23 protein-coding genes and 1 tRNA gene are annotated in these 25,904 nt (G+C 57.0%); 12 read left to right on the top strand and 12 right to left on the bottom strand.

Features of this window, described 5'->3' with window-relative positions:
* Positions 1-160: 160 nt before the first annotated feature.
* Positions 161-236: transfer RNA gene (locus AC2D8P_RS13510), tRNA-Thr, on the bottom strand.
* 309 nt (positions 237-545) lie between these two features.
* Between AC2D8P_RS13510 and AC2D8P_RS13505 the strand changes: the two genes are divergently transcribed.
* Positions 546-1,547, top strand: coding sequence for a glycosyltransferase family 2 protein (locus tag AC2D8P_RS13505; protein WP_484703310.1), 1,002 nt, complete (start codon positions 546-548; stop codon positions 1,545-1,547).
* A 2-nt stretch (positions 1,548-1,549) separates the two neighbouring features.
* Positions 1,550-1,942: a GtrA family protein gene (locus tag AC2D8P_RS13500; protein ID WP_484703309.1), complete on the top strand. Its 393-nt coding sequence runs from the start codon at positions 1,550-1,552 to the stop codon at positions 1,940-1,942.
* On the opposite strand, the gene AC2D8P_RS13495 is transcribed toward AC2D8P_RS13500, so the two are convergent.
* From AC2D8P_RS13495 to AC2D8P_RS13475, 5 genes are all read right to left on the bottom strand, one after another.
* Positions 1,934-4,984: an efflux RND transporter permease subunit gene (locus tag AC2D8P_RS13495; protein WP_484703308.1), complete on the bottom strand. Its 3,051-nt coding sequence runs from the start codon at positions 4,982-4,984 to the stop codon at positions 1,934-1,936. The genes AC2D8P_RS13500 and AC2D8P_RS13495 overlap by 9 nt on opposite strands.
* 9 nt (positions 4,985-4,993) lie before the next feature.
* On the bottom strand, positions 4,994-6,028 hold the full coding sequence (locus tag AC2D8P_RS13490; protein WP_484703307.1) for an efflux RND transporter periplasmic adaptor subunit: 1,035 nt from the start codon (positions 6,026-6,028) through the stop codon (positions 4,994-4,996).
* Positions 6,029-6,326: 298 nt separating this feature from the next.
* On the bottom strand, positions 6,327-7,838 hold the full coding sequence (locus AC2D8P_RS13485) for a tripartite tricarboxylate transporter permease (RefSeq protein ID WP_484703306.1): 1,512 nt from the start codon (positions 7,836-7,838) through the stop codon (positions 6,327-6,329).
* Position 7,839: 1 nt separating this feature from the next.
* On the bottom strand, positions 7,840-8,322 hold the full coding sequence (locus AC2D8P_RS13480) for a tripartite tricarboxylate transporter TctB family protein (protein WP_484703305.1): 483 nt from the start codon (positions 8,320-8,322) through the stop codon (positions 7,840-7,842).
* Positions 8,323-8,612: 290 nt separating this feature from the next.
* The gene (locus AC2D8P_RS13475; protein WP_484703304.1) at positions 8,613-9,599 is read right to left on the bottom strand and encodes a Bug family tripartite tricarboxylate transporter substrate binding protein; all 987 of its coding nucleotides are present in this window, start codon (positions 9,597-9,599) and stop codon (positions 8,613-8,615) included.
* Between the two features lie 107 nt (positions 9,600-9,706).
* Here AC2D8P_RS13475 and AC2D8P_RS13470 point away from each other — a divergent pair, with 107 nt between their 5' ends.
* The 4 genes from AC2D8P_RS13470 to AC2D8P_RS13455 all read left to right on the top strand — a co-directional run bounded on the left by AC2D8P_RS13470 (position 9,707) and on the right by AC2D8P_RS13455 (position 13,823).
* The gene (locus AC2D8P_RS13470; protein ID WP_484703303.1) at positions 9,707-10,372 is read left to right on the top strand and encodes a response regulator transcription factor; all 666 of its coding nucleotides are present in this window, start codon (positions 9,707-9,709) and stop codon (positions 10,370-10,372) included.
* Positions 10,369-11,742, top strand: a complete 1,374-nt coding sequence (locus AC2D8P_RS13465) for a sensor histidine kinase (protein ID WP_484703302.1) — start codon at positions 10,369-10,371, stop codon at positions 11,740-11,742. The genes AC2D8P_RS13470 and AC2D8P_RS13465 overlap by 4 nt, the downstream gene beginning before the upstream one ends.
* Positions 11,712-12,758: an ABC transporter substrate-binding protein gene (locus AC2D8P_RS13460; RefSeq protein WP_484703301.1), complete on the top strand. Its 1,047-nt coding sequence runs from the start codon at positions 11,712-11,714 to the stop codon at positions 12,756-12,758. The genes AC2D8P_RS13465 and AC2D8P_RS13460 overlap by 31 nt, the downstream gene beginning before the upstream one ends.
* A gap of 114 nt (positions 12,759-12,872) precedes the next feature.
* The gene (locus tag AC2D8P_RS13455) at positions 12,873-13,823 is read left to right on the top strand and encodes a GlxA family transcriptional regulator (RefSeq protein WP_484703300.1); all 951 of its coding nucleotides are present in this window, start codon (positions 12,873-12,875) and stop codon (positions 13,821-13,823) included.
* Here AC2D8P_RS13455 and rfbD read toward each other — a convergent pair.
* The 5 genes from rfbD to AC2D8P_RS13430 form a co-directional block, all read right to left on the bottom strand.
* Positions 13,820-14,671, bottom strand: coding sequence for a dTDP-4-dehydrorhamnose reductase (gene rfbD / locus AC2D8P_RS13450; RefSeq protein WP_484703299.1), 852 nt, complete (start codon positions 14,669-14,671; stop codon positions 13,820-13,822). The two genes, AC2D8P_RS13455 and rfbD, sit on opposite strands and share 4 nt — an antisense overlap.
* Positions 14,668-15,708, bottom strand: coding sequence for a dTDP-glucose 4,6-dehydratase (rfbB, locus tag AC2D8P_RS13445; protein ID WP_484703298.1), 1,041 nt, complete (start codon positions 15,706-15,708; stop codon positions 14,668-14,670). Before rfbB ends, rfbD begins: the two co-directional genes overlap by 4 nt.
* A complete protein-coding gene (rfbC, locus tag AC2D8P_RS13440; RefSeq protein WP_484703312.1) occupies positions 15,705-16,271 on the bottom strand; it encodes a dTDP-4-dehydrorhamnose 3,5-epimerase in 567 nt (188 codons plus the stop codon). The genes rfbB and rfbC overlap by 4 nt, the downstream gene beginning before the upstream one ends.
* The gene (gene rfbA / locus AC2D8P_RS13435) at positions 16,271-17,140 is read right to left on the bottom strand and encodes a glucose-1-phosphate thymidylyltransferase RfbA (protein ID WP_484703297.1); all 870 of its coding nucleotides are present in this window, start codon (positions 17,138-17,140) and stop codon (positions 16,271-16,273) included. Before rfbA ends, rfbC begins: the two co-directional genes overlap by 1 nt.
* A 64-nt stretch (positions 17,141-17,204) precedes the next feature.
* Entirely contained in the window at positions 17,205-18,431 is a 1,227-nt protein-coding gene (locus AC2D8P_RS13430) for an FAD-dependent monooxygenase (RefSeq protein WP_484703311.1), read from the bottom strand.
* A 78-nt stretch (positions 18,432-18,509) separates the two neighbouring features.
* Between AC2D8P_RS13430 and AC2D8P_RS13425 the strand changes: the two genes are divergently transcribed.
* From AC2D8P_RS13425 to AC2D8P_RS13400, 6 genes are all read left to right on the top strand, one after another.
* On the top strand, positions 18,510-19,841 hold the full coding sequence (locus AC2D8P_RS13425; RefSeq protein ID WP_484703296.1) for an amidase: 1,332 nt from the start codon (positions 18,510-18,512) through the stop codon (positions 19,839-19,841).
* A gap of 382 nt (positions 19,842-20,223) precedes the next feature.
* A complete protein-coding gene (locus tag AC2D8P_RS13420; RefSeq protein ID WP_484703295.1) occupies positions 20,224-23,097 on the top strand; it encodes a DNA translocase FtsK in 2,874 nt (957 codons plus the stop codon).
* 209 nt (positions 23,098-23,306) lie between these two features.
* Positions 23,307-23,552, top strand: a complete 246-nt coding sequence (locus tag AC2D8P_RS13415) for a hypothetical protein (RefSeq protein ID WP_484703294.1) — start codon at positions 23,307-23,309, stop codon at positions 23,550-23,552.
* Between the two features lie 159 nt (positions 23,553-23,711).
* Complete coding sequence (locus tag AC2D8P_RS13410; protein ID WP_484703293.1) at positions 23,712-23,930, top strand: hypothetical protein; 219 nt, start codon at positions 23,712-23,714, stop codon at positions 23,928-23,930.
* A 207-nt stretch (positions 23,931-24,137) separates the two neighbouring features.
* Positions 24,138-24,584 (top strand): hypothetical protein, encoded by a 447-nt coding sequence (locus AC2D8P_RS13405; RefSeq protein WP_484703292.1) that lies wholly within the window; start codon positions 24,138-24,140, stop codon positions 24,582-24,584.
* Between the two features lie 112 nt (positions 24,585-24,696).
* The gene (locus AC2D8P_RS13400; protein WP_484703291.1) at positions 24,697-25,323 is read left to right on the top strand and encodes a LolA family protein; all 627 of its coding nucleotides are present in this window, start codon (positions 24,697-24,699) and stop codon (positions 25,321-25,323) included.
* 37 nt (positions 25,324-25,360) lie between these two features.
* On the opposite strand, the gene AC2D8P_RS13395 is transcribed toward AC2D8P_RS13400, so the two are convergent.
* Positions 25,361-25,903: a cytochrome b gene (locus AC2D8P_RS13395; RefSeq protein ID WP_484703290.1), complete on the bottom strand. Its 543-nt coding sequence runs from the start codon at positions 25,901-25,903 to the stop codon at positions 25,361-25,363.
* Position 25,904 lies beyond the last annotated feature (1 nt).

The raw sequence follows: 25,904 nt of genomic DNA, 5'->3' as shown, positions 1-25,904 counted from the left end.
ACTCATAAAACAGTGCCGCCTGTGCTTCTTGTCTAGGCCCCATCATCGGCATTAATCCCCCGCTTCAATAGGGAAATTGAATCAGTGAAACGGCATCCAATCAAGAAGACTTTTTCAACGGAATAGGTCGTCAACGTTGTTTCAGATTTTCTAAGAGGAATGGTGCCGCATGAGGGACTTGAACCCCCGACCCATCGCTTACGAAGCGATTGCTCTACCGGCTGAGCTAATGCGGCCTTATTTATTTCTGTGGCCCTACTATGGCCCTACTAATTACAACTCACTCTATCTAACTCATTGCCCCGAAACGTCAATCGCGGATGGACCCGCTAATTACGAAGGACCTGCTCTACCAGCTGAGCTATTGAGGCGTCGCGGTGGTGAACCGTCTGCGACAGAGCATTTAATTGCAAAATGTTGGTGTTGCAAGAGCGTGAATGACGGAGACATAGCACAGTCCAGAGCCATTCAGCGCAGGCTTGTAATTTTCGGTCGCCTTCTCCTCTCTCCGCCGCTAGATTCGGCGCAAACAGGATAAATAATCTATGGCACAGCAGACACCGTCCCTTTCCCTGATCGTTCCCGTGTTGAATGAAGAGGATTCAATCGGCCATTTTCTGACCGCGATCCGCCCTGTCATGGCAGAGATCGGATTGAGCTATGAGATTATCTTCGTCGATGATGGCAGCACTGACCGAACGGCAGAGGTGATATCGCATGAGGCCACCAAGGACCCGCAGGTTTGTTTCGTGCAACTGACCCGGAATTTTGGCAAGGAATCGGCGCTGACCGCCGGGATGGACTGGTCGCGTGGGGATGCGGTGATTCCGATGGATGTGGATTTGCAGGACCCGCCTGAACTGATCAAGGAGTTCGTCACGCATTGGCAGGCGGGCTATGACATTGCCTATGGGCAACGCGCCGACAGGTCTACCGACGGGGCGTTGAAACGGTTCTCTGCCAGTGCTTTTTACAAGATCTTCAACCGTCTGACCCGCGACCGGATCGAAAACAACGCTGGTGATTTTCGCCTGATGGACCGACGCGTGGTCCGGGCGACGCTGTTGCTGCGCGAACGCAACCGGTTCATGAAGGGGTTATTCGCCTGGGTGGGGTTCAAGGCCATCGCTGTGCCCTATTCCCGGCCCGAACGCGTGGCGGGCGATTCCAAGTTCAGCTTCTGGCGGCTATGGAATTTTGCACTGGACGGCATCACCAGTTTTTCCACGGTGCCGCTGCGTATCTGGACCTATCTGGGCATGCTGGTCGCAGGCGGCGCCTTTTCCTATATGCTGTACCTGATCATTCGCACGATGGTCTTGGGCGCCGATGTGCCTGGTTATGCCTCAATCATGGTTGTCATGCTCTTGTTGGGTGCGGTGCAGCTGATGTCACTGGGGATCATCGGTGAATATCTGGGCCGACTTTACATAGAGGTCAAACAACGTCCGATCTATCTGGTTCAGCAGACCATCGGGATCGAACCGAAACAGGATGACGGCCACATCCCGGCAGAAAGCCGCCAGAGTTTTGATCAGGGCGGCTGATCATGCGCGGGCTTTTTCCAACCGGACAGGTGATCCGTTTTGGCATCACCGGCATTTTGGCGACCGCCACGCATTATCTGGTGCTGCGCGGACTGGTCGAAGGTGCCGGAATGGCCCCGGCTATGGCCACGGCGCTGGCTTTCATGGTGGCGGTTCTGGTCACCTATATCGGCCAGTCGCGATGGGTGTTTCGCCAGCGCCTTCGCAACGCCAGCGGCATTGGCAAATTCCTGACCACCGCTGTGGGCGGATTGATCGCCAATGTGGTGATCATGGTCGTGGCGGTTGACCTTTTGTCACTGCACTACCTCGCCGGATTTTTGACCGCGCTGGTCGTGGTCCCGGCAGGCACATTTGTGATCAGCAAGCTCTGGGTCTTTAACGGGTCAGGCTAACGCCTCTGCCGCCACGGCCTGATCGCTGCGGGAAAAGAACACCGCATAAAGAACCGGTGCCGCAATCAGCGTCAGAACCGATGCGAAAGCCAACCCCCCCATGATAGTGATCGCCATCGAGATAAAGAATGCGTCACTTAGCAGAGGGATCATTCCCAAAATGGTCGTTGCCGCCGCCAGAACCACCGGTCGCAGGCGGCTGGTGCAGGCGGTCACAATCGCATCCGTCAGGGACGACGCACCGGCCTTGCGCGTCAGGTCAATTTCTTCGACCAATACGATACCGTTCTTGATCAACATACCCGACAGGCTGAGCAGCCCCAAAAGCGCAGTAAAGGTAAATGGCTGCCCGGTGCCCAACAGGCCCAACGCCACCCCGTTTACCGACATGGGTACCAAGAGCCAGATGATGATCGGTTGACGGATCGCGTTAAACAGCAGGACCGAAATCAGCACCATGATCAACACGGTCACTGGCAACTGTGCCCCAAGGCTGGCATTGGCGTCGCTGGAACTTTCAAATTCACCGCCCCATTCCATGGCATATCCTGGCGGCAACTCGATCGCCTCTATCGCGGCACGGATTTCGCTGTGCACGGTCGCCGCCGTCAGTTCCGACGGGATGCTGGCCTCAACCGTCAAGGTGCTGACCCGGTTGCGACGATGAACCAACGTGTCCTGCGCCTCGTAATCCAGCCCATCCAGAACCTGTTCCATCGGGATGTAGCGCCCGGCAGAACTGGAATAGACAATCTGATCCAAAAGGTTGGGTTCGCTGCCTTGCGGCAGACGCACGATGATCGGGATAAGGCGATCGCCCTCGCGGAATTGACCGGTCACAAACCCGTCGGTCGCCATGCGCAGCGTATCGGCGATATCTTCACGGGCGACGCCTGCTGTCTGGGCGCGCTCTGTGGCATAGATCGGTTTGATTACTAATTCGCGTTCACGCCAGTTGGTGCGCAGGTTCAAGAGGCTGTCTGACGTCGTTTCCATCACGTCCATCGCCTGATCGCCCAACGCCCGCAACACATCCGGATTACTGCCAGAGAACCGCACAGCAATTGGCGCGCCACCACCGGGGCCAAAGAACAGGCGCTCGGTGCGGAACTCACCCTCCGGGAAAGCGGCAACGCCGAAGTCTTCCAATTCGGCGGCCAGGGCCGGGATCTCCTCCAGCCCCTCGGTCCGGACAATCAGATGGCCATAGCTTGGATTGGCCTTCTCTGCCGAATAGGTCAGAATAAAACGTGTCGCCCCCTGCCCGATGAAACTGGCGACAGAAACCACCTCTTCGCGATCCGCCAGCCAGTCCTCGACCAGCTTCATATCATCTGACACCCGCGCAATCGGTGTGCCCTGCGGCAGCTTGTAATGAACGAAAAACAGCGGCGTGTTTGAGCTTGGGAAAAACTGCTGTTTCACCTGACCGAAGCCCGCGTAGCAAATCACGGTTACCCCAACCAGTCCGGCCAAAACCAGCCAGCGGAAGCGCAGCGCCCCACGCAACACCCCGGCATAGGCCCTGAACATGGCACCATCATAGGCGTCTGCCCCATCGGCCTTGCCGGTTTTAAAGAAGTAGTGCCCCATCAACGGCGTCACGGTAATGGCCAAAATCCAGCTTAACATCAAAGAGATCAGGATCACCGCGAATAGAGAGAACATAAATTCGCCGGTCGAGTTCGGGCTTAACCCGATCCCCGCAAAGGCCATGATCGCAATCACCGTCGCCCCCAAAAGCGGGATTTGCGTCTTTCCGGCGGCCTCATCCGCTGCCTCGCGCGATGCCTTGCCGCGCTGCATGGCGATCTGCATTCCTTCGGCCACGACGATGGCATTATCCACCAACATCCCCATGGCGATGATCAATGCACCCAACGATATCCGTTCCATTTCGATGGAAAAAATAGCCATGAACAACAGCGTGCCCATCACCGTCAGCAACAGCGTCGAACCCACGACAGCCGCCGCGCGAACCCCCATGAACAGGCCCAGCACCACCACGACGATGGACACCGACATCGCCAAATTGACAATAAAATCGTTCGATGCTTCCTCGACCACCAAATGCTGCTGATAGATCGGGTGAAGCTCAACCCCATAAGGAATGTCCGCCTGCAATTCGGCCAGACGTGCATCCACCAGCTTGCCGACATCCACGATGTTTTCTGTCGCCAACCCGGCAATCCCCAGGGTGAAGGCATCCTCACCGTCAAAGCGAATGATCCGCGACGGGTTGTCTTTGCGTCCCCGACTAACCGAGGCGACATCGGCAAGGTTCAAAACCTCGCCACCGACCCCAATAGACAGGCCCGCGATTTCATCCACAGTGCCCGATCCCTCGGGCGTGGTTATTCGGTTGCGCGCAGACGATGTATCCACAACACCGGCGGCTGTGACCGAATCCGCGTTGGCGATCGCCCCGCTTAGCGCCTGCGGGGCAATATTGCGATTGGCCAGCAAAGACAGATCAGGCTCAACGAAAATCGCCTCATCCGGCAGACCGGACACATCCACATCAGCCACCCCATCAACCACCAACAATTCGCGCCTGAGCCAGGTCGCGAGCTGGTGTTTTTCGGCGTCAGAGAACCCTACTGCGGTCACTGCATAGTACAGGCCAAACACATCCCCAAAACTGTCATTGACCAAAGGTTGCGCCACGCCATCGGGCAAATTACGCGCTGTATCCCGCACCCGGGCGCGCAGCTTGGTCCAAACTTCCGGCAGGGCATCGCTGGGCGTGGTGTCGCGAAACTCCACATCGATCTGGGAAAATCCCGGCTGGTTGATCGAGGTGATCTTGTTCACCTCCGACATTTTCTGAATGGCCGATTCCAACGGCTCTGACACTTCCATCGCGACTTGCTCGGCAGAGGCCCCAGGATAAGAGGTCGTGACCACCACCGATTTGATGGTGAAGGCCGGGTCTTCCAATCGGCCAAGTGTTAAAAACCCCCAGAGCCCACCGAAAAGGGCGATCAGGATAACCAGCCAGGTTAGAATAGGGCGATCAATCGAGGCGCGCGCAATTGTCATGACGGCCTCCTATTGCGGGAAGCCGGTAAAGCGACGAACGCTCTGACCATCTTCCAACACTGCGACGCCTGCGGCAACGATCTCTTCACCGGTCGTCAAACCATCCGTCACAACAAAATGGCCATTGCCGGCAACAGAGGCCGTAATTTCTCGTTTCTCCAACGTGCCTGTCTCCCCCTCACCGGGGTTGAAAACCAAAACCGACAGGCTGTCGCCCTCCTCCGGTATCAAGGCCGTCACTGGCAACGCGATCACCGGCGTGCCTGATTTCAGGACCGTGTGCACCGTTGCCGATGAACCCGGTAAAATGTTCAGACCCTCTTGCGGCGGAAGTGCCAGCGTGATGCGGAAGGTCTGACCAACCGAAGTGGTCTCTGCGTTGAACTCGCGCACCACCAATGGGTAAATCTCATCGCTGGCCGGAAACGTGGCTGTGATCTCTACATCGGGGTCTTCGCCCGCCTTTTGAAACAGGACTTCCGGCACCTCGATATCGATGCGCAACTCTGACATATCATGCAGGCGCACAACCGGTGTGCCCGCCGATATGGTGGTGAAATTGGCCACATTGCGCACCGCAACCAAGGCATCAAATGGCGCGCTCAAGGTGGCGTGCTGCAGGGAATACTCCGCGTTTCGCACCGCCACATCGGCCAATTCAGCCTGGGTCTGGGCGTCATCGATGGAGACCTGGCTGACGGTTTCACCGCTTAGTTTTTCATACCGCTCCAACGTGCGGTCGGCCTGTTCCTTTTGCAGCTGTGCCTGTTCCAACGACAGTTGAAACGGCACAAGATCCAGCTCTGCAATCAACTCTCCCGCGGGGATCGTTTCCCCCTCTACGGCTGGAAAGCTTTCGATATGTCCGGACACCTGAAAGGCCAGATCGACCGTTTGTCGGGCCACCACCTGACCAAAAAACTGTCGGATCAGTGTCCCGCCCCGCTCCTCCACCTCAATCAGCTTTACAGGCTTGGGTGTATCTTGCGCAAAAGCAGGAGATATCAGAATCAACCCGGCGATAAGAACCTGAAATAATTTCATTAAACACTTCCCTATTGCTGCTGCGATGCAGATCAAATCACTTGCGGTCAAATAACCTGCATGGATAGCGGATTGCCTCCAATCATGCCGGTTTAGGAACAGGATTCAACTCTAATCCGCATACCGTTGCGTCACAGCGCACCGTTCTGCCGCACTGTCTCTATTACGGGCCTGGAACACCCCAAATCTGACAATGGCGTTTTCGTGTGTTGCCCCTGTATTGGCGGGGGCGACACACCCCGCCAATTATGTCAGAGCTCAGATAGCTAACCTATAGCGGCGCAGCGGCTGCGTTGTCTTAGTCGCCTTCGGCGACACCTTCAGACCGCGCTTTGGCCCGGCGTGCACGGTAGCTGGGCAAGAGTACCAACAACATCGCAATCACCAAGAGGCCCAGCGTCATTGGACGCTCCCATATGAAACCGATACCGTCATAGAGCTGCATAGAGCGAGAGAAGTTATCCTCCAGCATCCCACCCAGAATGAACCCAATCAGCAAGGGTGCCAGCGGATAGTCGGCAAATTTCAACGCCGTTGCGGCAATCCCAAACCCAACCAACATCAACAATTCCGTCGCGTTGTTCTGGCCGATATAGGCCCCCATTAGCGTGAAGAAGAGGATGAACGGGATCAAATAATTGCGCGGCACTGACAGAACCTTGGCAATATGGGGGATCAGCGGCAGGTTTAGGATCAACAGAACCAGATTGCCGATAAACATTGACATGATCACCGCCCAGAAAATCTGCGGCTCATCGATCATCAAGCGCGGGCCAGGTGTCACATTCAACGCCAGCAGCGCGCCAAGCAAAATCGCTGTGGTTCCAGACCCGGGAATGCCCAGCGTCAAGAGCGGTACGAAAGACCCCGTGCAAGCCGCGTTATTGGCGGTTTCCGGTGCGGCCAGCCCCTTGATCGAGCCTTTACCGAACTCGTCCTGCTCTTCCTTCGTCGCAATGTTGCGCTCCACAGCATAGCCAAGGAAGGACGCAATCGTCGCCCCAGCCCCCGGCAAAACACCGATAAAGAACCCTTGGATCGATTGGCGCCCAATCACTGGCGCGATGGCCTTCGCCTCTGCCCGACTGATCCGCAGATCCTTGATCTCTCCTTCGCCACCACCCAGATTTTTGGGTTTCAGAACCAGAAACAGCGCCTCTGGCAACGCGAACATCGCCATGGCGAGTGTGATAAACCCAAAGCCCGATTGCAAATCCATGATCCCCATGGTGAATCGCGGCAGGTTGAACAAGGCCCCTTCCCCAACCGTCGCCATGATCAGACCCAACAGCGTCATCAACAATGCCTTGGCCACCTGACCGGTACCGGCAAAGGCCGCAATCGCGGATAGGCCCACAACCATCAGCGCGAAATACTCCGCCGAATGAAAGAGCAGCGCCACCGAAGACAACGCAGGCGCAAAGACCATCAACAAAAGCGCACCGATTGTGCCACCCGCAAAGCTGGCAATCGCGGCAATCGTCAACGCCTTGCCGGCCTTGCCTTGCCGGGCCATCGGATAGCCGTCAAAACTACTGGCCACGGTCCCTGCAACCCCCGGCGCGTTCAATAGGATCGAGGAGGTCGAGCCGCCAAAAATCGCGCCATAGTAAACCCCTGCCAGCAGGATCAGCGCCGCAGACGGATCGCCGATGGAAATCGCAACCGGGATCATGATCGCAATGATCGACATCGGGCCCAAGCCCGGCAACATCCCGATAAAGGTCCCGATCAGGCATCCGCCGATGACCATCAATAGGTTTTGAATGGATAAGGCCGTTTGCAGGCCGATCAACAGTCCTTCAAGCATGTCAGCCTCCTATAAATCCGGGAAGTGGGCGCATATAAATGCCCAACACTTGTTGTACCAGGTACCAGACAAACAGCGTCGCAACGGCCGCGATGGGCACCATGATGTGCCATTTGCGCTCCCCCAGAATGAACGACCCCAAAATCAGGAACCCTGACGTCGAGATCAGAAAACCAACCGGGCGTAGGGACAGCGCGTAGACCACCATCAACCCCAGCAACAACACCGCTTGACCAAGGTGATAATCACCAAGACGGCGATAATCGATCTCACCTATTTTCTGTTCACTCTTCTCTAGGCCCAACAAGATGATCAACGCCATCGCGATGGCCAGTATGGACAAAACCTTGGGAAACGTGCTGGGCCAGATCGGATTGCGCCGCATAAAGGGCGCGAGCTGCGCATCCATCGTGAACCAGGCAGTGTAGCCATACACCATACAAACACCCAACAATATCAATGCGATCCAACGGTCGAGCGCCATATTATCCTCCGAATTTCTGCGACAATCCAATGGGGCTCTGCCCCCGCCGTGTTCTGCACGGCTCCCCCGAGGTATTTTTGGCGAAAGGAAACCAAATATTAACCATAAGTCTGAAACCTTGCATTTGCGGTACAGGCTGAGGAGCCGATGGCCGTGCGTGAGGAAGTCGAAACTTCTTCTTGGAAGAGGGGATCAAAAAGCCCCTCCTCCTTTCGCTTTAAATACCTCGGGAGCGCGAGGGTAGAACCCTCGCTTAGTCCAAAGGCGTGCGGCGAAGCCGCTCATTTGGATTACAGGAACCCAAGCTTCTTCATCAAATCACCAATGACTTGTTCCTGGGCTTCCAGAAAGGTTTTGAAGTCATCGCCAGAGTTGTGAATGTTCACCCAGCCATTGCGCGCACGAACTTCTTCCCATTCGTCGGTTTCGTACATCTTGGCAATCGCATCCTGATACATTGCCAGTTTGTCATCAGGCAGGCCAGGTGCTGCAAAGAAGCCGCGCCAGTTCACAAAGGTCGTGCTGATGCCCTGTTCCATCATGGTTTGCGCATCAGGCGCTGCAGGAACACGTTCTTCAGAGGTTACGCCGATGATCTTCACTTCGCCCGCATTGGCAAGGTCCACCGCTTCCGAGAACCCGGTCGACAGCGCTGCGATCTCGCCGGACAACAGGGCTGCCATCGCTTTACCGCCCGCATCATAGGGGATGTATTTGACGCCAAGCGCGTCTTTGCCCGCGGCTTCCATCACCATTGCGGCAACCAGGTGATCCATACCGCCAGGCACAGAACCGCCGCCGATTGCGGTCGCAGACGGATCCGCATCATAGGCCGCCATCAGATCGCTCATCGAATTGATCGCGCTGTCTTTGCCGACAACCAACGCGGCATAATCCCCGATGGTGCCGGACACCAAAGTCAAATCGCGGAAGTTATGCGGGAACACACCGGTCAGGGACCGGATCACGATCGGGGTGGAGTTCACCATCAGCGTGCCGTGGTTGCTGTCGGCATTTTCAATCAGGAACCCGATGGCCTTGCCGCCACCGCCGCCTGACATGTTTTCATAGGATGCCGTGCCCACCAAACCAGCGCCGGTCAGCGCTTCGCCAGTGCCGCGTGCAGTGCCATCCCAGCCACCACCAGCACCGCCGGGGATCAGAAAGTGGATGCTGTCGATCACCTGATGGCCATCAGCCATCACAGGGGCACCGAATCCAACAGAGGCGGCAGCAGCCGCCAACATGACCCGTCGGGTCAGGGTAAACTTCGTCATGATATCCTCCCATTTGACAAAGTGCGGACTTGCCGCTCATGACTGAAGGAACCACGCGAAGCTGACATAAACCTGTCATGCACGCATCCGGGCAAAGGAACCACTGCATGCGTTTTTTGTTGATCGAGGACAATCAGAACCTCGCCGCGGCCGTCCTCGACCGGTTGCAGCTGGATGGACATGTCGTCGATCACGCCCCGGATATTGCCAGTGCTGACGCCTATACGACGACCGCCGATTACGATTTGATTTTATTGGATATTATGCTGCCAGACGGGGACGGGCGCAGCTTTCTGAAAGCCCACAGAACCCGGCAGGATAAGACCCCTGTCATCGTGCTTACCGCCCGTTCCGAGGTCTCTGATCGGGTCGGCGTTCTAGACCTTGGCGCTGATGATTATATCACCAAGCCCTTTGATTTTTCCGAGCTTGAGGCCCGCTGCCGCGCGGTACTGCGTCGGCGTGGCGGCAGTGGCACCAATGAGCGACGATTCGGAAATCTCGGGTTTGATGCCCTATCTGGCACCCTGACCGTCGGCGATAGTCAGATCACATTGCGCAACAAGGAATTGCGCCTGTTGGAAATCTTCCTGAATGCGCCGGACCGGATTTTTGCCAAATCCACCTTGGTTGACCGGCTGTTCAGCTATGACGAGGACGTGTCCGAGAACGCAATCGAAGTCTATGTTGGACGGCTGCGCAAGCATCTGGCGGGATCCAATGTGGAAATCGTGACCGCGCGCGGGCTGGGATATCGGTTGGTGTTGAAATGAGCGACCAGATCACCATCAGCGGCTCGATCCGGCGGCGTTTGACCCTGCAATTGGTCGGCAGCGCCGCCTTATTGGCGCTGGTTCTCTATCTGGCGGTACTGAATTTCGCTCGCGATCTGGCGGAACGCTCGCAAGACAATATTCTGCTGGCCTCAGCAACGTCGATCCTTGAATCCGTCGCTGTGCAGGCCGATGAGATCACCGCAGACATTCCCTATGCCGCCCTGTCTATGCTGGGCAATATCAGCGATGATCGGGTCTTTTACCGGGTGATGATCGACGACGCGGTTTTGACTGGTTACGCCGACCTGCCCCAACCGGAAAGTCAGGGGGTGACATCATCCTTCGCCTCTACCAACTTCAATGACACGCCGATACGCATGGTCTCGGTCAGCCGCAAATTATCCCTGCTGGGAAAACCGGTGTTGGTCTTGGTTTCTGTAGCCCAGACCCGAAACGGAGAGGCCGAAACTTTGGCGCGCATTGCCCAGATCGCGCTCTATATGGGGATCAGCTTCTTTGCCTTGGCCGTGTTTCTGGGAATAATCACAGCACAATCCAGCATCCGCCCCTTGCAGCGACTGACGGGGGCCGTGTCGCGCCGCGGGCCCAAAGACTTGCGGCCCGTGACCGCGCCCATTCCTGCGGAAATGGCGCCGTTGGTGTTGTCACTGAACCGGTTCATCGATCGCCTGCGCAGATCCTTGTCGCGATCCGAAGATTTCATCGCCGAGGCTGCGCACCGTGTCCGCACGCCACTGGCCACCGTACGCGCCCAGGCTGAACTGACCCTGCGCCGGGTTAGAAAAGAGGAAAACCGCAAATCGATCAAGGAAATGATCCGTGCCATTGATGAAAGCTCGCGCGCTGCGGGGCAGCTTTTGGATCACGCCATGGTCAGTTTTCGCGCCGACCATCTGGAACGCGAAGAAACCTCTCTACGTGATCTGGCAGCAGAGCTCATTGATCGTCTGGCCCCGGTGGCGGACCTGAAGGATATTCGCCTGCATCTGCAAGACGGGCCGGACGCCACAGTGTTGATTGACCCGATCCTGACCCAGAACGCGCTGCGCAACATTGTCGACAACGCGATCAAATATTCACCGCCAGAGCGGTCTATTTCAGTCGTCGTCACAAGCGATCCCACGGGAGCCGCGATCCAGGTGACCGATCAGGCCGGCGGCTTTCCACCCGACGATATCAGCCGCGTCACGGGTCGCTTCGTGCGCGGCTCAAACACAACAGATACGATCGGCTCCGGTTTGGGCCTGACCATCGCCCACGAGGTGGCAGAGGCCCATGGCGGCACCCTGTCCATAACCAATACAAAGGATGGCGCATGCGTAGCCCTTTACTTTCCGCTTTCCTGATCTGTGTTCAGATGCTGTTAAACTCCTCCGCGGCCACCGCGTTTGAGGTTGAGGAGGAACGCCTCTTTGGTCCCGCTGATGCCGCAACCCGTTTGCGGGTGATTTCCACCACCGATACAGAGCTGATGGCCCCGCTGATCGAGGTGTATCTGGCCAACAACCCTTCGCAGGCGATCGAATACACCACCGTCAGCAGTGCCGATCTGATGCTGGCGATTTACCAGGGGGAACAATACTTTGACCTGGCCCTGTCCTCGGCCATGGATCTGCAAACCAAACTGTCCAATGATGGTTACACGCAAAGCCACAAATCTGATGCGACAGAACTGGTCCCTGAATGGGCCCGTTGGGGCGATCATCTGTTTGCCTTCTCGCAAGAATCTGCAGCCATCGTCATATCGCCCGCGGCCTTTGACGGGCTTGACCTGCCGGAAACGCGTCAGGACTTGATCACATTGATGCGCGATCACGAGGACCGGTTCAGGGGGCGTGTTGGAACTTATGACATCACGACGAGCGGGCTGGGCTACCTCTTTGCCACACAGGATGCCCGAACATCAGAAAGCTTCTGGCGACTGACAGAGATTATGGGCAATTTGCAAACCACTCTCTATTGCTGCTCGTCCGATATGCTGAATGATCTGGCCAGCGGTGAAATTGCCGTTGCCTATAACGCACTTGGCAGCTACGCGCAGGCGCGCAATGATCTGGCCGATCGCATCCACACCATCGAACCCCGGGACTATACGCTGATCATGCTGCGCACCGCGGCCATCCTGAAAGGATCGGAAAACGCTGACACCGCCGGGCAGTTTCTGGATCATCTCATCCACGCCGCCTGGGGAACACAAAACACCGATATCTATCCCTTCCCCAGATATGACACACCCGAAGACACCGCAACGCATCGGCCGATCCGCCTCGGCCCCGGGCTTTTGGTGTATCTGGATGGTCTGAAACGGCGTGGATTTCTGGAAGAATGGACCGACGCCATCCGCTATGCACTGGTTCCTTAGGCCTGGCGCCTGTCCATTGATCCGATTGCGGCATTCAAGGTCGTTATTCGCAATAAATCCCAACATCATCTATTATACAGGCAGGCAAGTTCCATCACGCCGATTGAGGGTCCCGTGTCACAGCCTGAACGCTTTGTTTTTCTGTTAGTCCCAGAGTTTACCCACATCGCATTTGCTTGTGCGATTGAACCACTGAGAATCGCCAATTTGCTGAGCGGGGAAACGCTCTATGAATGGGTTCTGGCGTCAGAGGACGGCAAACAGGCCGTATGCTCAAACGGGTCCGTCACCCTTGTCGATCAGGGGATGGCGCCTCTTGGGCGTCATGATCATATGTTGGTCATTTCCGGCATCAATGTCGATCGCCACGTCACGCCAAACCTGATGTCCTATCTGCGCCGCGAACGCAGCCGGGGCACCAAAATCGGCGCGATCTGTTCGGCCACCTATATCCTGGCCAAAACAGGTCTCTTGACCAATTCCAGCGCCGCCATCCACTGGCAGTTTCATGACCAGTTCATGGAAGAGTTTCCAGATGTCCATCTCAGCCGCAGCGTCTTCGTCGCTGACGCCCCGTTTATCACCGCCTCTGGCGGGACAGCAGCCAGTGATCTGATGCTGCATTTGATCGCCCAGAAACATGGAGAGGACCTGGCGACCGACATTGCCGATCAGATGGTCTATAATGCCGTGCGCGAGGCAGGGGCCGAACAGCGCGTCTCGATGCAATCCCGGATCGGGGCCCGCAATCCGCATCTGGCCAAGGCGATCCGCATCATGGAAAACGCGATCGAGGATCAGATCACGCCTACAGATATTGCTGATGAACTTGGGATCTCCACCCGGCAGTTGGAACGTCTGTTCGGACGTTACATGCAATGTTCACCCAAAAAATACCTGATCGACCTGCGTCTACAAAAGGCCCAACGGCTATTGGTTCAGACAGAACTATCAGTGACCGAAATTGCCATGGCGTGCGGGTTTAATTCCTCTGGCCACTTTTCACGGGTGTACCGGGCCGAATTTGGCATCAGCCCGATGGAACAGAAAACCCGGATTGTTTAAGGTTGATTTGCGAGTTCCGCCAGAACTCTTGTCAGGGCGATGCGCCAATCCGGTTGCGTAATCCCGAAAACCTCAGTCAGGGCCGAACAGTCCAGTCGCGAGTTTAACGGACGTTTGGCCGGGGTCGGATAGTCGACGGTCGGAATATCGGCCACCTCGCAACCCAGACCCTGCTGGGCGAAAATCTCGCGCGCGAAATCGGCCCAGCTGACATTCGGAGCACCGGATAAGTGATAGGTGCCTGACTTACCCGGATTGGCCGCCAACTGCGTAGCAATGTCCAGACAAGCTGCGGCAATTCCGGCGGCCGGTGTCGGCCCCCCAATTTGATCCGCCACAATCGTCAGTCGATCCCGGTCTGCCCCCAGACGCAACATGGTTTTCACAAAATTTGCCCCATGGTCGGAAAATACCCAAGATGTGCGCAGGATCGCATGAACACCGCCCGCCGCCCGCACGGCCACCTCCCCCGCCAATTTGCTGCGTCCATAAGCATTGATCGGTGCGATCGGATCATCCACTTGCCATGCCTGATCACCAGAGCCATCAAAGACATAGTCAGTCGAGATGTGGACGAACGGGATCCCCAGATCGGCGCAAGCCTGTGCAATGGCACCAGGCGCTTCAGCATTGATAACCGTAGCAAGCGCCTCCTCATCCTCGACCCGGTCCACCGCGGTATAAGCCGCCGCATTGATCACTACATCCGGTGCATATTCCCGTATCGCCGCCGCACAGGCCGCAGGATCCGCGAGATCCGCCAAATCACGGCCCAGCGCGATCACCTTCGCCTGTCGCTGCAATTCGGTGGCGACCTGACCTGTCAGACCAAAGACAAGCGTCTTCACGTCTTCATCCCCAGCCGCTGCCCCACACCCTGACGGGACTGCAAAGCACGCCACCAATTCTCATTGTCCAGATACCATTGAACTGTCTTGCGCAGCCCCTGTTCCAGCGTAACAGAGGGCCGCCAGCCCAGTTCCTCGCGGATGCGGGTGGGATCGATAGCATAGCGCAGATCATGGCCTGGCCGATCCGTGACGAACGTGATCTGTTCGGCATAGGCGTGTTTAGCCGGCCTCAGCTCATCCAATATCCCACAGATCATCCGCACCAAATCAATATTGCGCGCCTCATTCTCGCCGCCGATGTTATACGACCGACCCGACGCGCCTTTCTCCAGCACGCATAGCAATGCATCAACGTGATCCTCGACATACAGCCAGTCGCGCACATTCTCGCCCGTGCCATAAACCGGGATCGGATTACCGGCCAAGGCATTCAGGATCACCACCGGGATCAGTTTTTCAGGGAAATGATAGGGTCCATAATTGTTCGAACAATTGGTCATCACCACCGGCAGGCCATAAGTTTCTGCCCAGGCCCGGACCAGATGATCGCTGGCGGCCTTGGATGCCGAATAGGGGCTGTTGGGGGCATAGGCTGTGTCCTCGGTAAACATCCCCTCCGCCCCCAGCGATCCGTAGACCTCATCGGTCGAGATATGATGGAACCGAAACGCCTCTGGCCGCCCGGCCCCCACCCAGAAACCACGCGCCGCTTCCAGCATATTGTAGGTACCGGTGATGTTGGTCTCAATAAAATCGCCCGGCCCGTCGATCGACCTGTCCACATGGCTTTCCGCCGCCAGATGCATCACCGCATCCGGCTGATGGGTGGCAAAAATCCGATCCAGCGCCTCACGGTCGCAGATATCTGCCTGTTCAAACGCATAATTCGGGCTGTCCGCCACCGGGGCCACATTATCCAGACAGGCGGCATAGGTCAGCGCATCCAGATTCACCACCTGATGCCCACGAGAAACCACAAGCCGCACCACCGCCGATCCGATAAACCCCGCCCCGCCGGTCACCATGATCTTCATGCGTTTTCTCCATAGACAAATGGGCTGTCAAACTCGGCCAGCAGAGGCGCGTTTTGATCCTTTTCAGACAGGATCGCCGGGCCGCTCAGCCCCCAATCGATCCCAATATCAGTGTCGTCAAAGCGCACCGCCCCATCCGCCACCGGGTCGTAATAATCGGTGCATTTGTAGATAATCTCGGTGTCTGGTTCCAAGGTGGCAAACCCGTGTAAAAAACCCACCGGCACCAGCAACTGCCGCCCGTTGTCAAAGGACAGTTCCTCCGCCACCCAGCGCCCAAAAGTGGGCGAGCCCTTGCGAATATCAACGGCGACATCCAGCAAACGCCCACGCCCGCAACGCACCAGTTTCGCCTGTGTCGAGGGCGGAGCCTGAAAATGCAGCCCCCGAACAGTCCCTACCTCTCGTGACAGAGAATGATTGTCCTGCACAAATTCCTGATGAATCCCCGCCGCCGCCATCGCCCGCCTGTTCCAGCTTTCGCAAAAGAACCCGCGTGTGTCGCCAAACCGCTTTGGGGTCAGCACCAACACCCCTGGCAATGCGGTTTTACCGACCTCCATCACAAAAGCCCCATCAGATAGTCGCCGTAAACGTTCTTGCCAAAAAGTTCGGCCCGCATTTGCAATTGGTCGGCCCCGATCCATCCCGCCTCAAAGGCTATTTCGTCCAGAGAGCCGGTCTGGATACCCTGCCGTTCTTCCAAAGTACGCACGAAATTTCCCGCATCCAGCAGGCTGGCATGGGTCCCGGTGTCCAACCAAGCATAACCGCGACCCATAGTTTCGACGCGCAACTTGCCCTCGGCAAGATACATATCCAAAAGCGACGTAATCTCTAGCTCACCACGGTTTGATGGCCTGACATCGCGTGCCCGCTCGGGTGCCGTACCATCCAGAAAATACAACCCGGTGACGGCATAGTTTGAGGGCGGTTCGATTGGTTTTTCGATGATCGATTTGACCTGTCCATCACCATCAAACCCCACCACACCATATCGCTGCGGATCGGCAACGTGATAGCCAAAAACCGTGCCGCCAGAAGATTTCTGATCGGCGGATTTCAGAATTTTGGGCAACCCATGCCCAAAGAAAATATTATCCCCCAACACCAAAACCGATGGCGCCCCGTCCAGAAAATCCTCTGCCAGCAAATAGGCCTGCGCCAATCCGTCAGGCGATGGTTGCTCAATATAGGTAAAGCATACGCCCCATTGGCGACCATCCCCCAACAATGCCTTAAACTGATGCTGGTCCTGTGGCGTTGTGATGATCGCAATCTCGCGAATACCGGCCAGCATCAAAACGCTGAGCGGATAGTAAATCATCGGCTTGTCATAGATCGGCAAGAGCTGCTTTGAGACGCCCATAGTGATCGGATAGAGCCGCGTCCCTGATCCCCCGGCCAGAATAATGCCTTTGCGTTGTGCCACCTTGTATCCTCGCGACGTGAACCAAGCCATGATTGGTTCGCGAGGTACCTGCCAGCATAGCAGCCTAAATCTGTCGCCCCTGCAAAAGGGCGGGCAGATCGCCATTCAGGCCGGCCGCCTCCCGGATCAGAGAGCGGCGCAACCGCGGCATCCCGTTAACCAAACCCAGGCCAATATCGCGGACAATTCTCAACAAGCCGTTATCGTTGGAAAACAATTTGTTGAAACCATCGGTGGCGGCAGCCAACGAGGTTGTATCCCAGCGCCGCCACTGCTGATAGCGCGCCAGAACATCCTGAGCACCGATATCTTCGCCCCGGCGCCGCGCTTGGATCAGCACCTCCGCCAAAGCACCCACATCCCGCAGACCCAGATTCAGCCCCTGCCCGGCAATCGGATGCACCCCATGGGCCGCATCACCCACCAATGCCAGCCGCTCAGCTATGAAACTTTCGGCCAAGGTTAGATTCAGCGGATATGTAAACCGCGCCCCGGCCAGCGAAATATCGCCCAGAAAATCACCAAAGCGTGGCCGCAAGACATCCAAGTATCCCGCGTCATCCAATGCCTGAATCTGTGCCGCTGTTTCTGTCTTTTCCGACCAGACAATCGACACGTGGTTTCCCGGCAATGGCAGGATCGCCAATGGTCCCGGCGGCATGAAATACTGATGCGCAACCCCGTGATGGGGGCACTCATGATCAATCGCGCAAACCAACGCGGTTTGCCCGTAATCCCAGCCCTGACGCCTGATACCCGCGCGTTGCGCCGTCCCGCTTTGTCGGCCATCGCACCCGATCAGAACCGACCCAGACAACGTCGATCCATCATCGAGCGTGATCGAGGCAGCACCGACGTCAACGGATTGCGCCATCACTGTTCGGCCCGGAACATGCGTCACCCCCGGGTGATCCCGCATCGCCGCCAGAAACGCCGCGTAGAGGAACCGATCCTCCAGCATATATCCCATCGGGCCTTCTTCGATCTCGGCATGATCAAAATGCAACATCCATGGCCCCGGACCATCCTCGGCCCGGCCATCGGTGATTTTGATATCCAAGATGGGCTGCGATTGTTCTGCCACGTCGGGCCAGATGCCAATTGCCGACAACAGCCGCTGCGAGGCCAGCGCCAGCGCATAACCACGCCCGTCAAATCCGGCACGGCTGCGATCCTCTGCGGGCCGGGCATCCACAACTGTGACCGAAAACCCGCCATCGGCCAGCGCAAGCGCCAAAGCAGGGCCATTCAATCCGCCCCCGACAATCAGAATATCCGAGTCATGTGCCATAGCCTCTGATAACCCGCCAAGTTCGGGATTGTCCATGTGCCGTGGTGCCGCTAGCCTGTCATAAAAGTGGAGGCCGTGATGAGTAAACACTGGAACCAATCCAGCGCTGCGGATTTGGGCCGCGGCATCGCTGCCGGACAGATCGATCCGGTGGACCTGGCAGAGTATTTCCTGGATCAAATCGCAGCTCACCCGATGGCCGATCGCATCTATGCCCGCACGACGCGTGATCGCGCCGTGGCAGAGGCCAAAGCCGCCCGCGCCCGCGCAAGCGCAGGTCAGCGTCTGGGGCCATTGGATGGCGTTCCTCTCTCATGGAAAGACCTTTTTGACACGGCAGGCACAAGATCAGAGGCCGGATCCGCGCTTTTGAAGGGCCGGGTGCCCCAGACCGATGCCCGGGTTCTAGGGGCCGCGACCCTGGGCGGGGCGGTCTGTCTGGGCAAAACGCACATGTCGGAACTGGCCTTCTCTGGCCTTGGCCACAATCCCAGCACTGCGACCACACCCTGTGTAAACGATCACGGCGCTGTATCGGGCGGATCGTCCTCTGGCGCGGCAGGCTCGGTCGCCTTCGGGCTGGCCCCAGCGGCGATTGGGTCTGATACCGGTGGTTCGGTGCGCATCCCGTCGGCGTGGAATGATCTAGTCGGGCTGAAAACCACCCATGGCCGCCTGTCGCTGGATGGCGTCGTGCCGCTGTGCAACACCTTTGACACGGTCGGCCCTCTGACCCGAACGGTAGAGGATGCGGCCCTGACCTTGGGTCTGATGGAAGGCGATTTAGGCCCCGATATGACCGGCGCATCATTGGTGGGGACCCGTTTGATGGTACTTGATACCGTCGCCTTTGATGATCTGCGAGACGAACCCGCCAAGGGGTTCGAAGATGCCGTCGCGCGTCTGGGTCAGGCCGGCGCCCAGATCGAACATGCTGCCGTTCCAGAACTAACCGATGCAATGGGCCTGTCCGGCGTTCTGTACACCACCCGCGCCTATGCCCAGTGGAAAGACGTGATCGAAGCCGCCCCGCATCTAATGTATGCCGAAATTCTGGAACGCTTCCGCCTCGGGGCGAAATTTTCCGGGGTCGACTATATACAGGCTTGGGATCAGCTAAAGGCCGCCCGCCAGGCTTATGCCGCGAAAACAGCCGGTTACGATGCGGTGATCCTGCCCTCCTGCCCGATCCTGCCGCCCAACATGGCGCGTTTGGAAGAGGATCATGATTACTACATTGCCGAAAACCTGCTGGCCCTTCGCAACACACGCATTGGCAATCTGATGGGGTTATGCGCGCTCACCCTACCCACCGGCACGCCGTCGACAGGGATCATGCTGCAATCGCTTCCAGGTCAGGAAGAACGCCTGCTGCGGCTTGGGGCTGCTGCGGAACAGGCGCTGACCTAAAAGCAACAGCCATTGCCACAGGTGATATTTTTTGCCGCTGATTTCTGGACAGACCTGTGCAAATGACTGTATCGTTTGGAAAAAGCAGGGCGAAACGATCCTGGATTTGAGGCAGTCATGACGGAAAAGACGCGGGCATTTTTCGCGCCAGAATGGATATGTTTGCATCCACAGCCGCATCAGCGGCAAGTGACTGATGCGCACATAATTCCAATTATTTCCCAATGATTGTGGTAAGTTAAGGGCGACAAAAGGCCGCTTTTCAACCTGATCCGTGATCTGGCCGCACCTTTGACAAGGTGTGCGCCCCAAAAACAGATAATCGCCACGGGTCTGATGTTTGATCCGGCAAATGGCACAGTTGGGCAAGGACAGGTAACAAATGGCATCTTATCAGGCCAGACAACGCGATCCGCTTTTCGACAGCAACACGCAGGCCGTATTGGCCGCGCGTGGCAGGGAATTGGTCGGCATTGCCCTGACAATTACGGGTCTGATTTTTGCCCTGATCATCAGCAGCTATTCCCCTGATGATCCCAGCTGGTTCTCGGCGACGGACGCGCCGATCAACAACCTTTTGGGTCAGGCAGGCGCCGCTGTCGCCTCTCCGCTTTACATCATTGCCGGATGGGGCGGCTGGGGGATTGCAGCAATCCTGATCGCCTGGGGCGTGCGCTTTATCACCCATCGCGGCGATGGGCGCGCCTTTGGCCGGTTGATTTTTGCCCCGATTGCGATTGCCCTGATATCGGTTCACGCCTCGACCCTCCCCGCCCCTGCAGGCTGGAGCCACAGTTTCGGCCTGGGTGGCCTGTTTGGCGACGCATTTTCCGGCGCGCTTTTGTCTATCTTGCAAGAATGGGGCGGCCTTGGGTTCTGGCTCAAGGCACTGTCGGCTCTGTCAGGCGTCGCCATGATTGCCATGCTGTTGTTTGTCACCGGCTTTACCCGGCCCGAATTGTCGCGCATTGGCCGCTTTCTGCTGATCAGCCTGATTTTGACCTACGCCACACTGATGCGTCTGATGGGGCGCGGTGCCGTCGGATCCGTTGCTCTGGCCCGCCATATGAAAGCCGCCCGCGAAGCCCGCAGGGCGGCAGCGTTGGAGGCTGAACAGGCCCGGTTTGATGAATTAGAGGCCATCCACGGCCCCGCCAGCAGCATAGCTGCGGCGGCGTCTCAGGCCCGGGTGCTGCGTGCCGAACCGGTCCTCAGCGCAACCGCGATGTCAGAGGTGCACACCGCCCCGGACATGGTGGAAGACCCGATTGAAGAACCCGCCAAGCCGGGCATTCTCAGCGCCATCTTCCGTCGTCAACCGCAACCGGATCCCGAAGATATCGTCATACAGAACTATGACGCCTACGAGGACAGCGAGGATCGTATCCGCGCCAAAATTTCTGACGTGATCAAGGCGCGCGTCCGCCAGCCCAAGCCGATTGATGAAAATGGCCGCCTGGAACCACGCCTGACCCGTGGCCGTGGCCCAAAACCACTGATCGCCGAAACCCAGCAATCCACGCCGGTTACAGATGAACTGGACGAAGATCCGTTTGACGCCGCCGATCTGGTCGATGATTTCGATGCCGACACGATCCCCCCGGCCCCGCAGCGCACCACCTATACCCGCGCACCTGCTGAGGTAGGGCAAGGTGTCGTGCAACACACCCCCCGCAAAGTGGCCAAGCCATCACGCAAGGCCCGGGCAGAGGCACAACCGTCCCTGCAATTTGATGATGCCGCGCAGGTCTATGATACCCCGCCGCTCAGCCTGTTGACCGATCCGATCAAGATCGAACGCCACCACCTGTCTGATGAGGCACTGGAGGAAAACGCGCGCATGCTGGAAGCCGTGCTGGATGACTACGGCGTCAAGGGCGACATCGTTTCAGTCCGCCCCGGCCCCGTTGTCACCATGTACGAACTTGAACCCGCCCCGGGGCTGAAGGCCAGCCGGGTGATCGGCCTGGCCGATGATATTGCGCGCTCCATGTCGGCCCTGTCTGCACGGGTCTCGACTGTTCCTGGCCGCTCTGTGATTGGCATTGAGCTTCCGAATGAAAAACGCGAAATGGTCGTTCTGCGCGAACTTCTGTCCGATAAAACCTATGGCGATGGCACCCACCGCCTGCCACTGGCTCTGGGCAAGGATATCGGCGGCCAACCGATTGTCGCGAACCTCGCGAAAATGCCCCACCTGCTGATCGCCGGGACCACCGGGTCCGGTAAATCCGTGGCGATCAACACCATGATCCTGAGCCTGCTGTATAAGCTCTCCCCCGAAGAATGCCGGATGATCATGATCGATCCGAAAATGTTGGAACTCTCCGTCTATGACGGCATCCCGCACCTATTGTCGCCGGTTGTCACCGACCCCAAAAAGGCCGTTGTCGCCCTGAAATGGGTGGTGGGCGAGATGGAAGAACGCTATCGCAAGATGTCCAAAATGGGCGTGCGCAATATCGACGGCTACAATGGCCGCGTGCGCGAGGCCTTGTCCAAAGGCGAGATGTTCAGCCGCACCGTCCAGACCGGCTTCGACGATGAAACCGGCGATCCGATTTTCGAGACGGAAGAGATTCAGCCCGAAACCATGCCCTTCATCGTCGTCATCGTGGATGAGATGGCCGATCTGATGATGGTCGCGGGCAAAGAGATTGAAGCCTGCATTCAGCGTCTGGCCCAGATGGCGCGGGCCTCTGGCATCCATATCATCATGGCCACGCAACGCCCATCAGTCGATGTAATCACCGGCACGATCAAGGCCAACTTCCCAACCCGGATTTCCTTCCAGGTCACCTCCAAGGTCGACAGCCGCACGATCCTGGGTGAAATGGGGGCAGAACAACTCTTGGGCATGGGCGACATGCTCTACATGGCCGGCGGGTCGAAAATCACCCGCGTCCATGGCCCCTTCTGTTCCGATGAGGAAGTCGAGGAAATCGTCAACCATCTGAAATCCTATGGGCCCCCCGAATATATTGGCGGCGTTGTTGAGGGCCCAGATGAGGATAAGGAAAGCGATATTGATCTGGTTCTGGGTCTGGGTGGCAACACAGATGGCGAAGACGCGCTTTATGATCAGGCTGTGGCGATCGTGATCAAGGATCGCAAATGTTCAACCTCCTACATCCAGCGCAAACTGGCGATCGGCTATAACAAGGCCGCACGGCTCGTGGAACAGATGGAAGATCAGGGCCTTGTCAGCGCCGCCAACCACGTCGGCAAACGCGAAATTCTGGTGCCCGAACAGTGAATGGCGCGGGTCGGTACCGATACGTAAACAACTGTTAAACCAGACCAACAAAGCGACAAGAGGGCGGGGTTTACCCCGCCTTTTCTTTACTGTTTCTGAAATAAATACAAAAATGCGCTTTGGGCAGTATTGACCACTATTTCCACAATCACGCCACATTTCCGCCACAGGCATTAACTATGCTTTGACCACATCGCGGAGCTAAACCCATGTTCACACAAGCCAAAAACAGTGTGTCACCAGTGCTTACCGCGGCCGCCGCAGTGTTGTTATTTTCAGGCGACCTTTACGACACAACCTACACCGACGGCATTGATTGCCGCGACACCCCCTATTCTTTCGCCAGCAATTGCGGGGCGCTTTTCAGCGACTTCGGCCGCGATGGGACTGGCTGGCAATTGGGTGGCACATTGGACACCGGCCATATCTGGCTGCGAGTGGGCATCCGGTTCTAGGCAAGACGAAACTCCCCTATCCCAAATACCCCAAGGCGTGCTGATTAGGTGCGCCTTTTTTGCTGGGCGGCAAGAAACCACAGCTGCGCTAGAAACACGAGGTGGTTCAGGGTAGTGTAAAAGAATCTTTGCCAACACTGTCAAACCCAGAGGACGCGCATGCCCAGCTACAACGATATGTTCGAACTGTCTGTCGACGATATGGACCTGATCGAAACAGCCCTGCGGACCACCAAAGACACCCTGTCCAAAGAGCTCAGCACCCAGCCTAATGCGGACGATGCAAAAACCGTCCACCAGATCCAGGACCTGCTGGGCCGACTGCACAATCAAAAAGTCTTCTACCGCCCCAAAAAAGGCGTCTATGTCGGGGGGTAGATCGCAATGTCATTCATTGTGATCGGCATACTGGTGCTGGTGGTTATCGTCCTACTTGGGGTACGGAAGCCCAGAAAATAGCAGCGTCGGCCGGGCTTCAGCCCGGCGCTTCCTGCATCCGGAAAAGCGCTACTGCTGAACTCATAGCTCCCTAAGAGAAAACTCTTTAAATTTTATAAAACAAATATTTAAATCGAATCTTCCATCATGAAATCACTCAAATTCATTCTGATGCGTTTCCGTGGTCTATTTGTCTATGATGAACCGTTGCCGACGCTCCAATTTGGTCGCCATTGGTGGGTGGTTGAATCCATTCGACTGAATACCGAAAGCGGCGCGAAATTTAAATATTTCGAGGCAGCGGCCGGAAGAACTCAAGACGAAGTAATTGCACACATTGAACAGTCACATGCAAAACTAGATCGAACATTGATGCAATCGGCCCTAGAACAACGTGAGATCTCATCCCAAGATGACTGGCAGCCGTATAGCCTACTGATTGAGTATGTTGCCATTACCAAAGTCACGACAAAGATTGAAATTACCATGCTGGACAAAACCCTCTCAGGCATGTTGCAAGAACACGAATATTTCTTGGAAGATTTTGCGAAAGACCCCGCAACAACAATAGGCGGTGGATTCAGGTTTCTATGACTACGCTATCCCATGACACCACGCATGATATCGCCTATCACACGCCCCTGCCCCATATCGGTATCGTCACCCGGGGCTGGTCCCCGGCCTGCAAAGCCCTTATGTGAGCCTTATGATGAACAGACGACATTTTATCGCCTCCGCCACCTTCGCCACAACGCTGGCTGCTTTGGCCGCGCCGACCCAGGCTGCGCCGATTTCGCTTGATGCGTTGTCGGGCTATTTGAACCAGTTGCAGTCGGCCAAGGGCGATTTCACCCAGGTCAATGGCGACGGCACAATATCCACCGGTCAGATTTTCCTAAGACGCCCCGGGCGGATCCGATTTGAATATGCAGCCCCCGACGATACGCTGGTCATGGCCGGTGGCGGGCAGGTCGCGATCTTTGACGGCAAATCCAATACGGGGCCCGAACAATACCCGCTGCGCCGCACGCCGCTGTCACTGATCCTGGATCGCAACGTCAACCTCGCCCGCGCCAACATGGTTGTGGGACACCGCGAGGACGGCAATTCCACCATCGTCACTGCCCAAGATCCTGAGCATCCTGAATATGGCAATATCCAACTGGTCTTTACCGCTGATCCGATCGAGCTGCGCCAATGGATCATCACAGATGGCGGCGGCTGGCAGACCACAGTTATTCTGGGTGATCTGGACCGCGGGGTCGATTTGCCAGAACGCCTGTTTTCGATCCCGTCAGAGGTCAATGACCGAAAACGGCCTGGCGGCGATTAAAGAGCCGTAGGCCACCTGCGCTTGAGTCTCACAACGATCAATAGCCACCCTTCAACCCAAACCACATCCGCGAAATCAGTCCGTCTTTCTTGACAAAGTGGTGATAAAGCGCGGCGCCGATGTGCAAAATCAACAAGGCGACCATAACACGTGCACCGGCCCCATGGGGCAGACGCGGCGCATAGTCCCAGAAATCAGGTAAGGGCGCCGTTGTTCCACCAAACAACACACCCCCAGCACCGGATAGAACCATCATGCCAATCCCGCTAGCCGCCATTCCAAATATCACGACGTAGAACAGGACATGCACCGCCTTGGCACTTGAGGTCTGCCAGGCAGGATCACTTTTGACAGGGGCGGGCTTTTTATCCGCAATTCCCCACCAGGCCACCCGTACCAAGGTTAGCAGCAAGACAGTTAATCCCAGCGGGACATGCGCAGACAAGGCCGCCGCTTTGTCGGCACTGTCTGTCAGCGATCCGGCCCGGAACCCGGACCCGATCAATGCAAAGATGAAAATCGCGCTGAGCCAATGAATGGTGACAGCAACCGTTCCGTACCTGTTTTCTGTACTTTTCATG

This window comes from Roseovarius sp. YIN77 (genome assembly GCF_057219155.1).
Note: the sequence above shows the minus strand (reverse complement) of the source record. Positions and strands in the feature narration are given on the sequence as shown.

What these genes read in the sequence shown, in the direction of transcription:
- AC2D8P_RS13410 (WP_484703293.1), top strand. Translation starts at nt 23,712, where the DNA reads ATGCCCAGCTACAACGATATGTTCGAACTGTCTGTCGACGATATGGAC.
- AC2D8P_RS13495 (WP_484703308.1), bottom strand. Translation starts at nt 4,984, where the DNA reads ATGACAATTGCGCGCGCCTCGATTGATCGCCCTATTCTAACCTGGCTG.
- AC2D8P_RS13395 (WP_484703290.1), bottom strand. Translation starts at nt 25,903, where the DNA reads ATGAAAAGTACAGAAAACAGGTACGGAACGGTTGCTGTCACCATTCAT.
- AC2D8P_RS13470 (WP_484703303.1), top strand. Translation starts at nt 9,707, where the DNA reads ATGCGTTTTTTGTTGATCGAGGACAATCAGAACCTCGCCGCGGCCGTC.
- AC2D8P_RS13415 (WP_484703294.1), top strand. Translation starts at nt 23,307, where the DNA reads ATGTTCACACAAGCCAAAAACAGTGTGTCACCAGTGCTTACCGCGGCC.
- AC2D8P_RS13400 (WP_484703291.1), top strand. Translation starts at nt 24,697, where the DNA reads ATGATGAACAGACGACATTTTATCGCCTCCGCCACCTTCGCCACAACG.
- AC2D8P_RS13405 (WP_484703292.1), top strand. Translation starts at nt 24,138, where the DNA reads ATGAAATCACTCAAATTCATTCTGATGCGTTTCCGTGGTCTATTTGTC.
- rfbC (WP_484703312.1), bottom strand. Translation starts at nt 16,271, where the DNA reads ATGGAGGTCGGTAAAACCGCATTGCCAGGGGTGTTGGTGCTGACCCCA.
- AC2D8P_RS13480 (WP_484703305.1), bottom strand. Translation starts at nt 8,322, where the DNA reads ATGGCGCTCGACCGTTGGATCGCATTGATATTGTTGGGTGTTTGTATG.
- AC2D8P_RS13425 (WP_484703296.1), top strand. Translation starts at nt 18,510, where the DNA reads ATGAGTAAACACTGGAACCAATCCAGCGCTGCGGATTTGGGCCGCGGC.
- AC2D8P_RS13490 (WP_484703307.1), bottom strand. Translation starts at nt 6,028, where the DNA reads ATGAAATTATTTCAGGTTCTTATCGCCGGGTTGATTCTGATATCTCCT.
- AC2D8P_RS13420 (WP_484703295.1), top strand. Translation starts at nt 20,224, where the DNA reads ATGGCATCTTATCAGGCCAGACAACGCGATCCGCTTTTCGACAGCAAC.
- AC2D8P_RS13500 (WP_484703309.1), top strand. Translation starts at nt 1,550, where the DNA reads ATGCGCGGGCTTTTTCCAACCGGACAGGTGATCCGTTTTGGCATCACC.
- AC2D8P_RS13475 (WP_484703304.1), bottom strand. Translation starts at nt 9,599, where the DNA reads ATGACGAAGTTTACCCTGACCCGACGGGTCATGTTGGCGGCTGCTGCC.
- AC2D8P_RS13505 (WP_484703310.1), top strand. Translation starts at nt 546, where the DNA reads ATGGCACAGCAGACACCGTCCCTTTCCCTGATCGTTCCCGTGTTGAAT.
- AC2D8P_RS13485 (WP_484703306.1), bottom strand. Translation starts at nt 7,838, where the DNA reads ATGCTTGAAGGACTGTTGATCGGCCTGCAAACGGCCTTATCCATTCAA.
- AC2D8P_RS13465 (WP_484703302.1), top strand. Translation starts at nt 10,369, where the DNA reads ATGAGCGACCAGATCACCATCAGCGGCTCGATCCGGCGGCGTTTGACC.
- AC2D8P_RS13430 (WP_484703311.1), bottom strand. Translation starts at nt 18,431, where the DNA reads ATGGCACATGACTCGGATATTCTGATTGTCGGGGGCGGATTGAATGGC.
- rfbB (WP_484703298.1), bottom strand. Translation starts at nt 15,708, where the DNA reads ATGAAGATCATGGTGACCGGCGGGGCGGGGTTTATCGGATCGGCGGTG.
- AC2D8P_RS13460 (WP_484703301.1), top strand. Translation starts at nt 11,712, where the DNA reads ATGCGTAGCCCTTTACTTTCCGCTTTCCTGATCTGTGTTCAGATGCTG.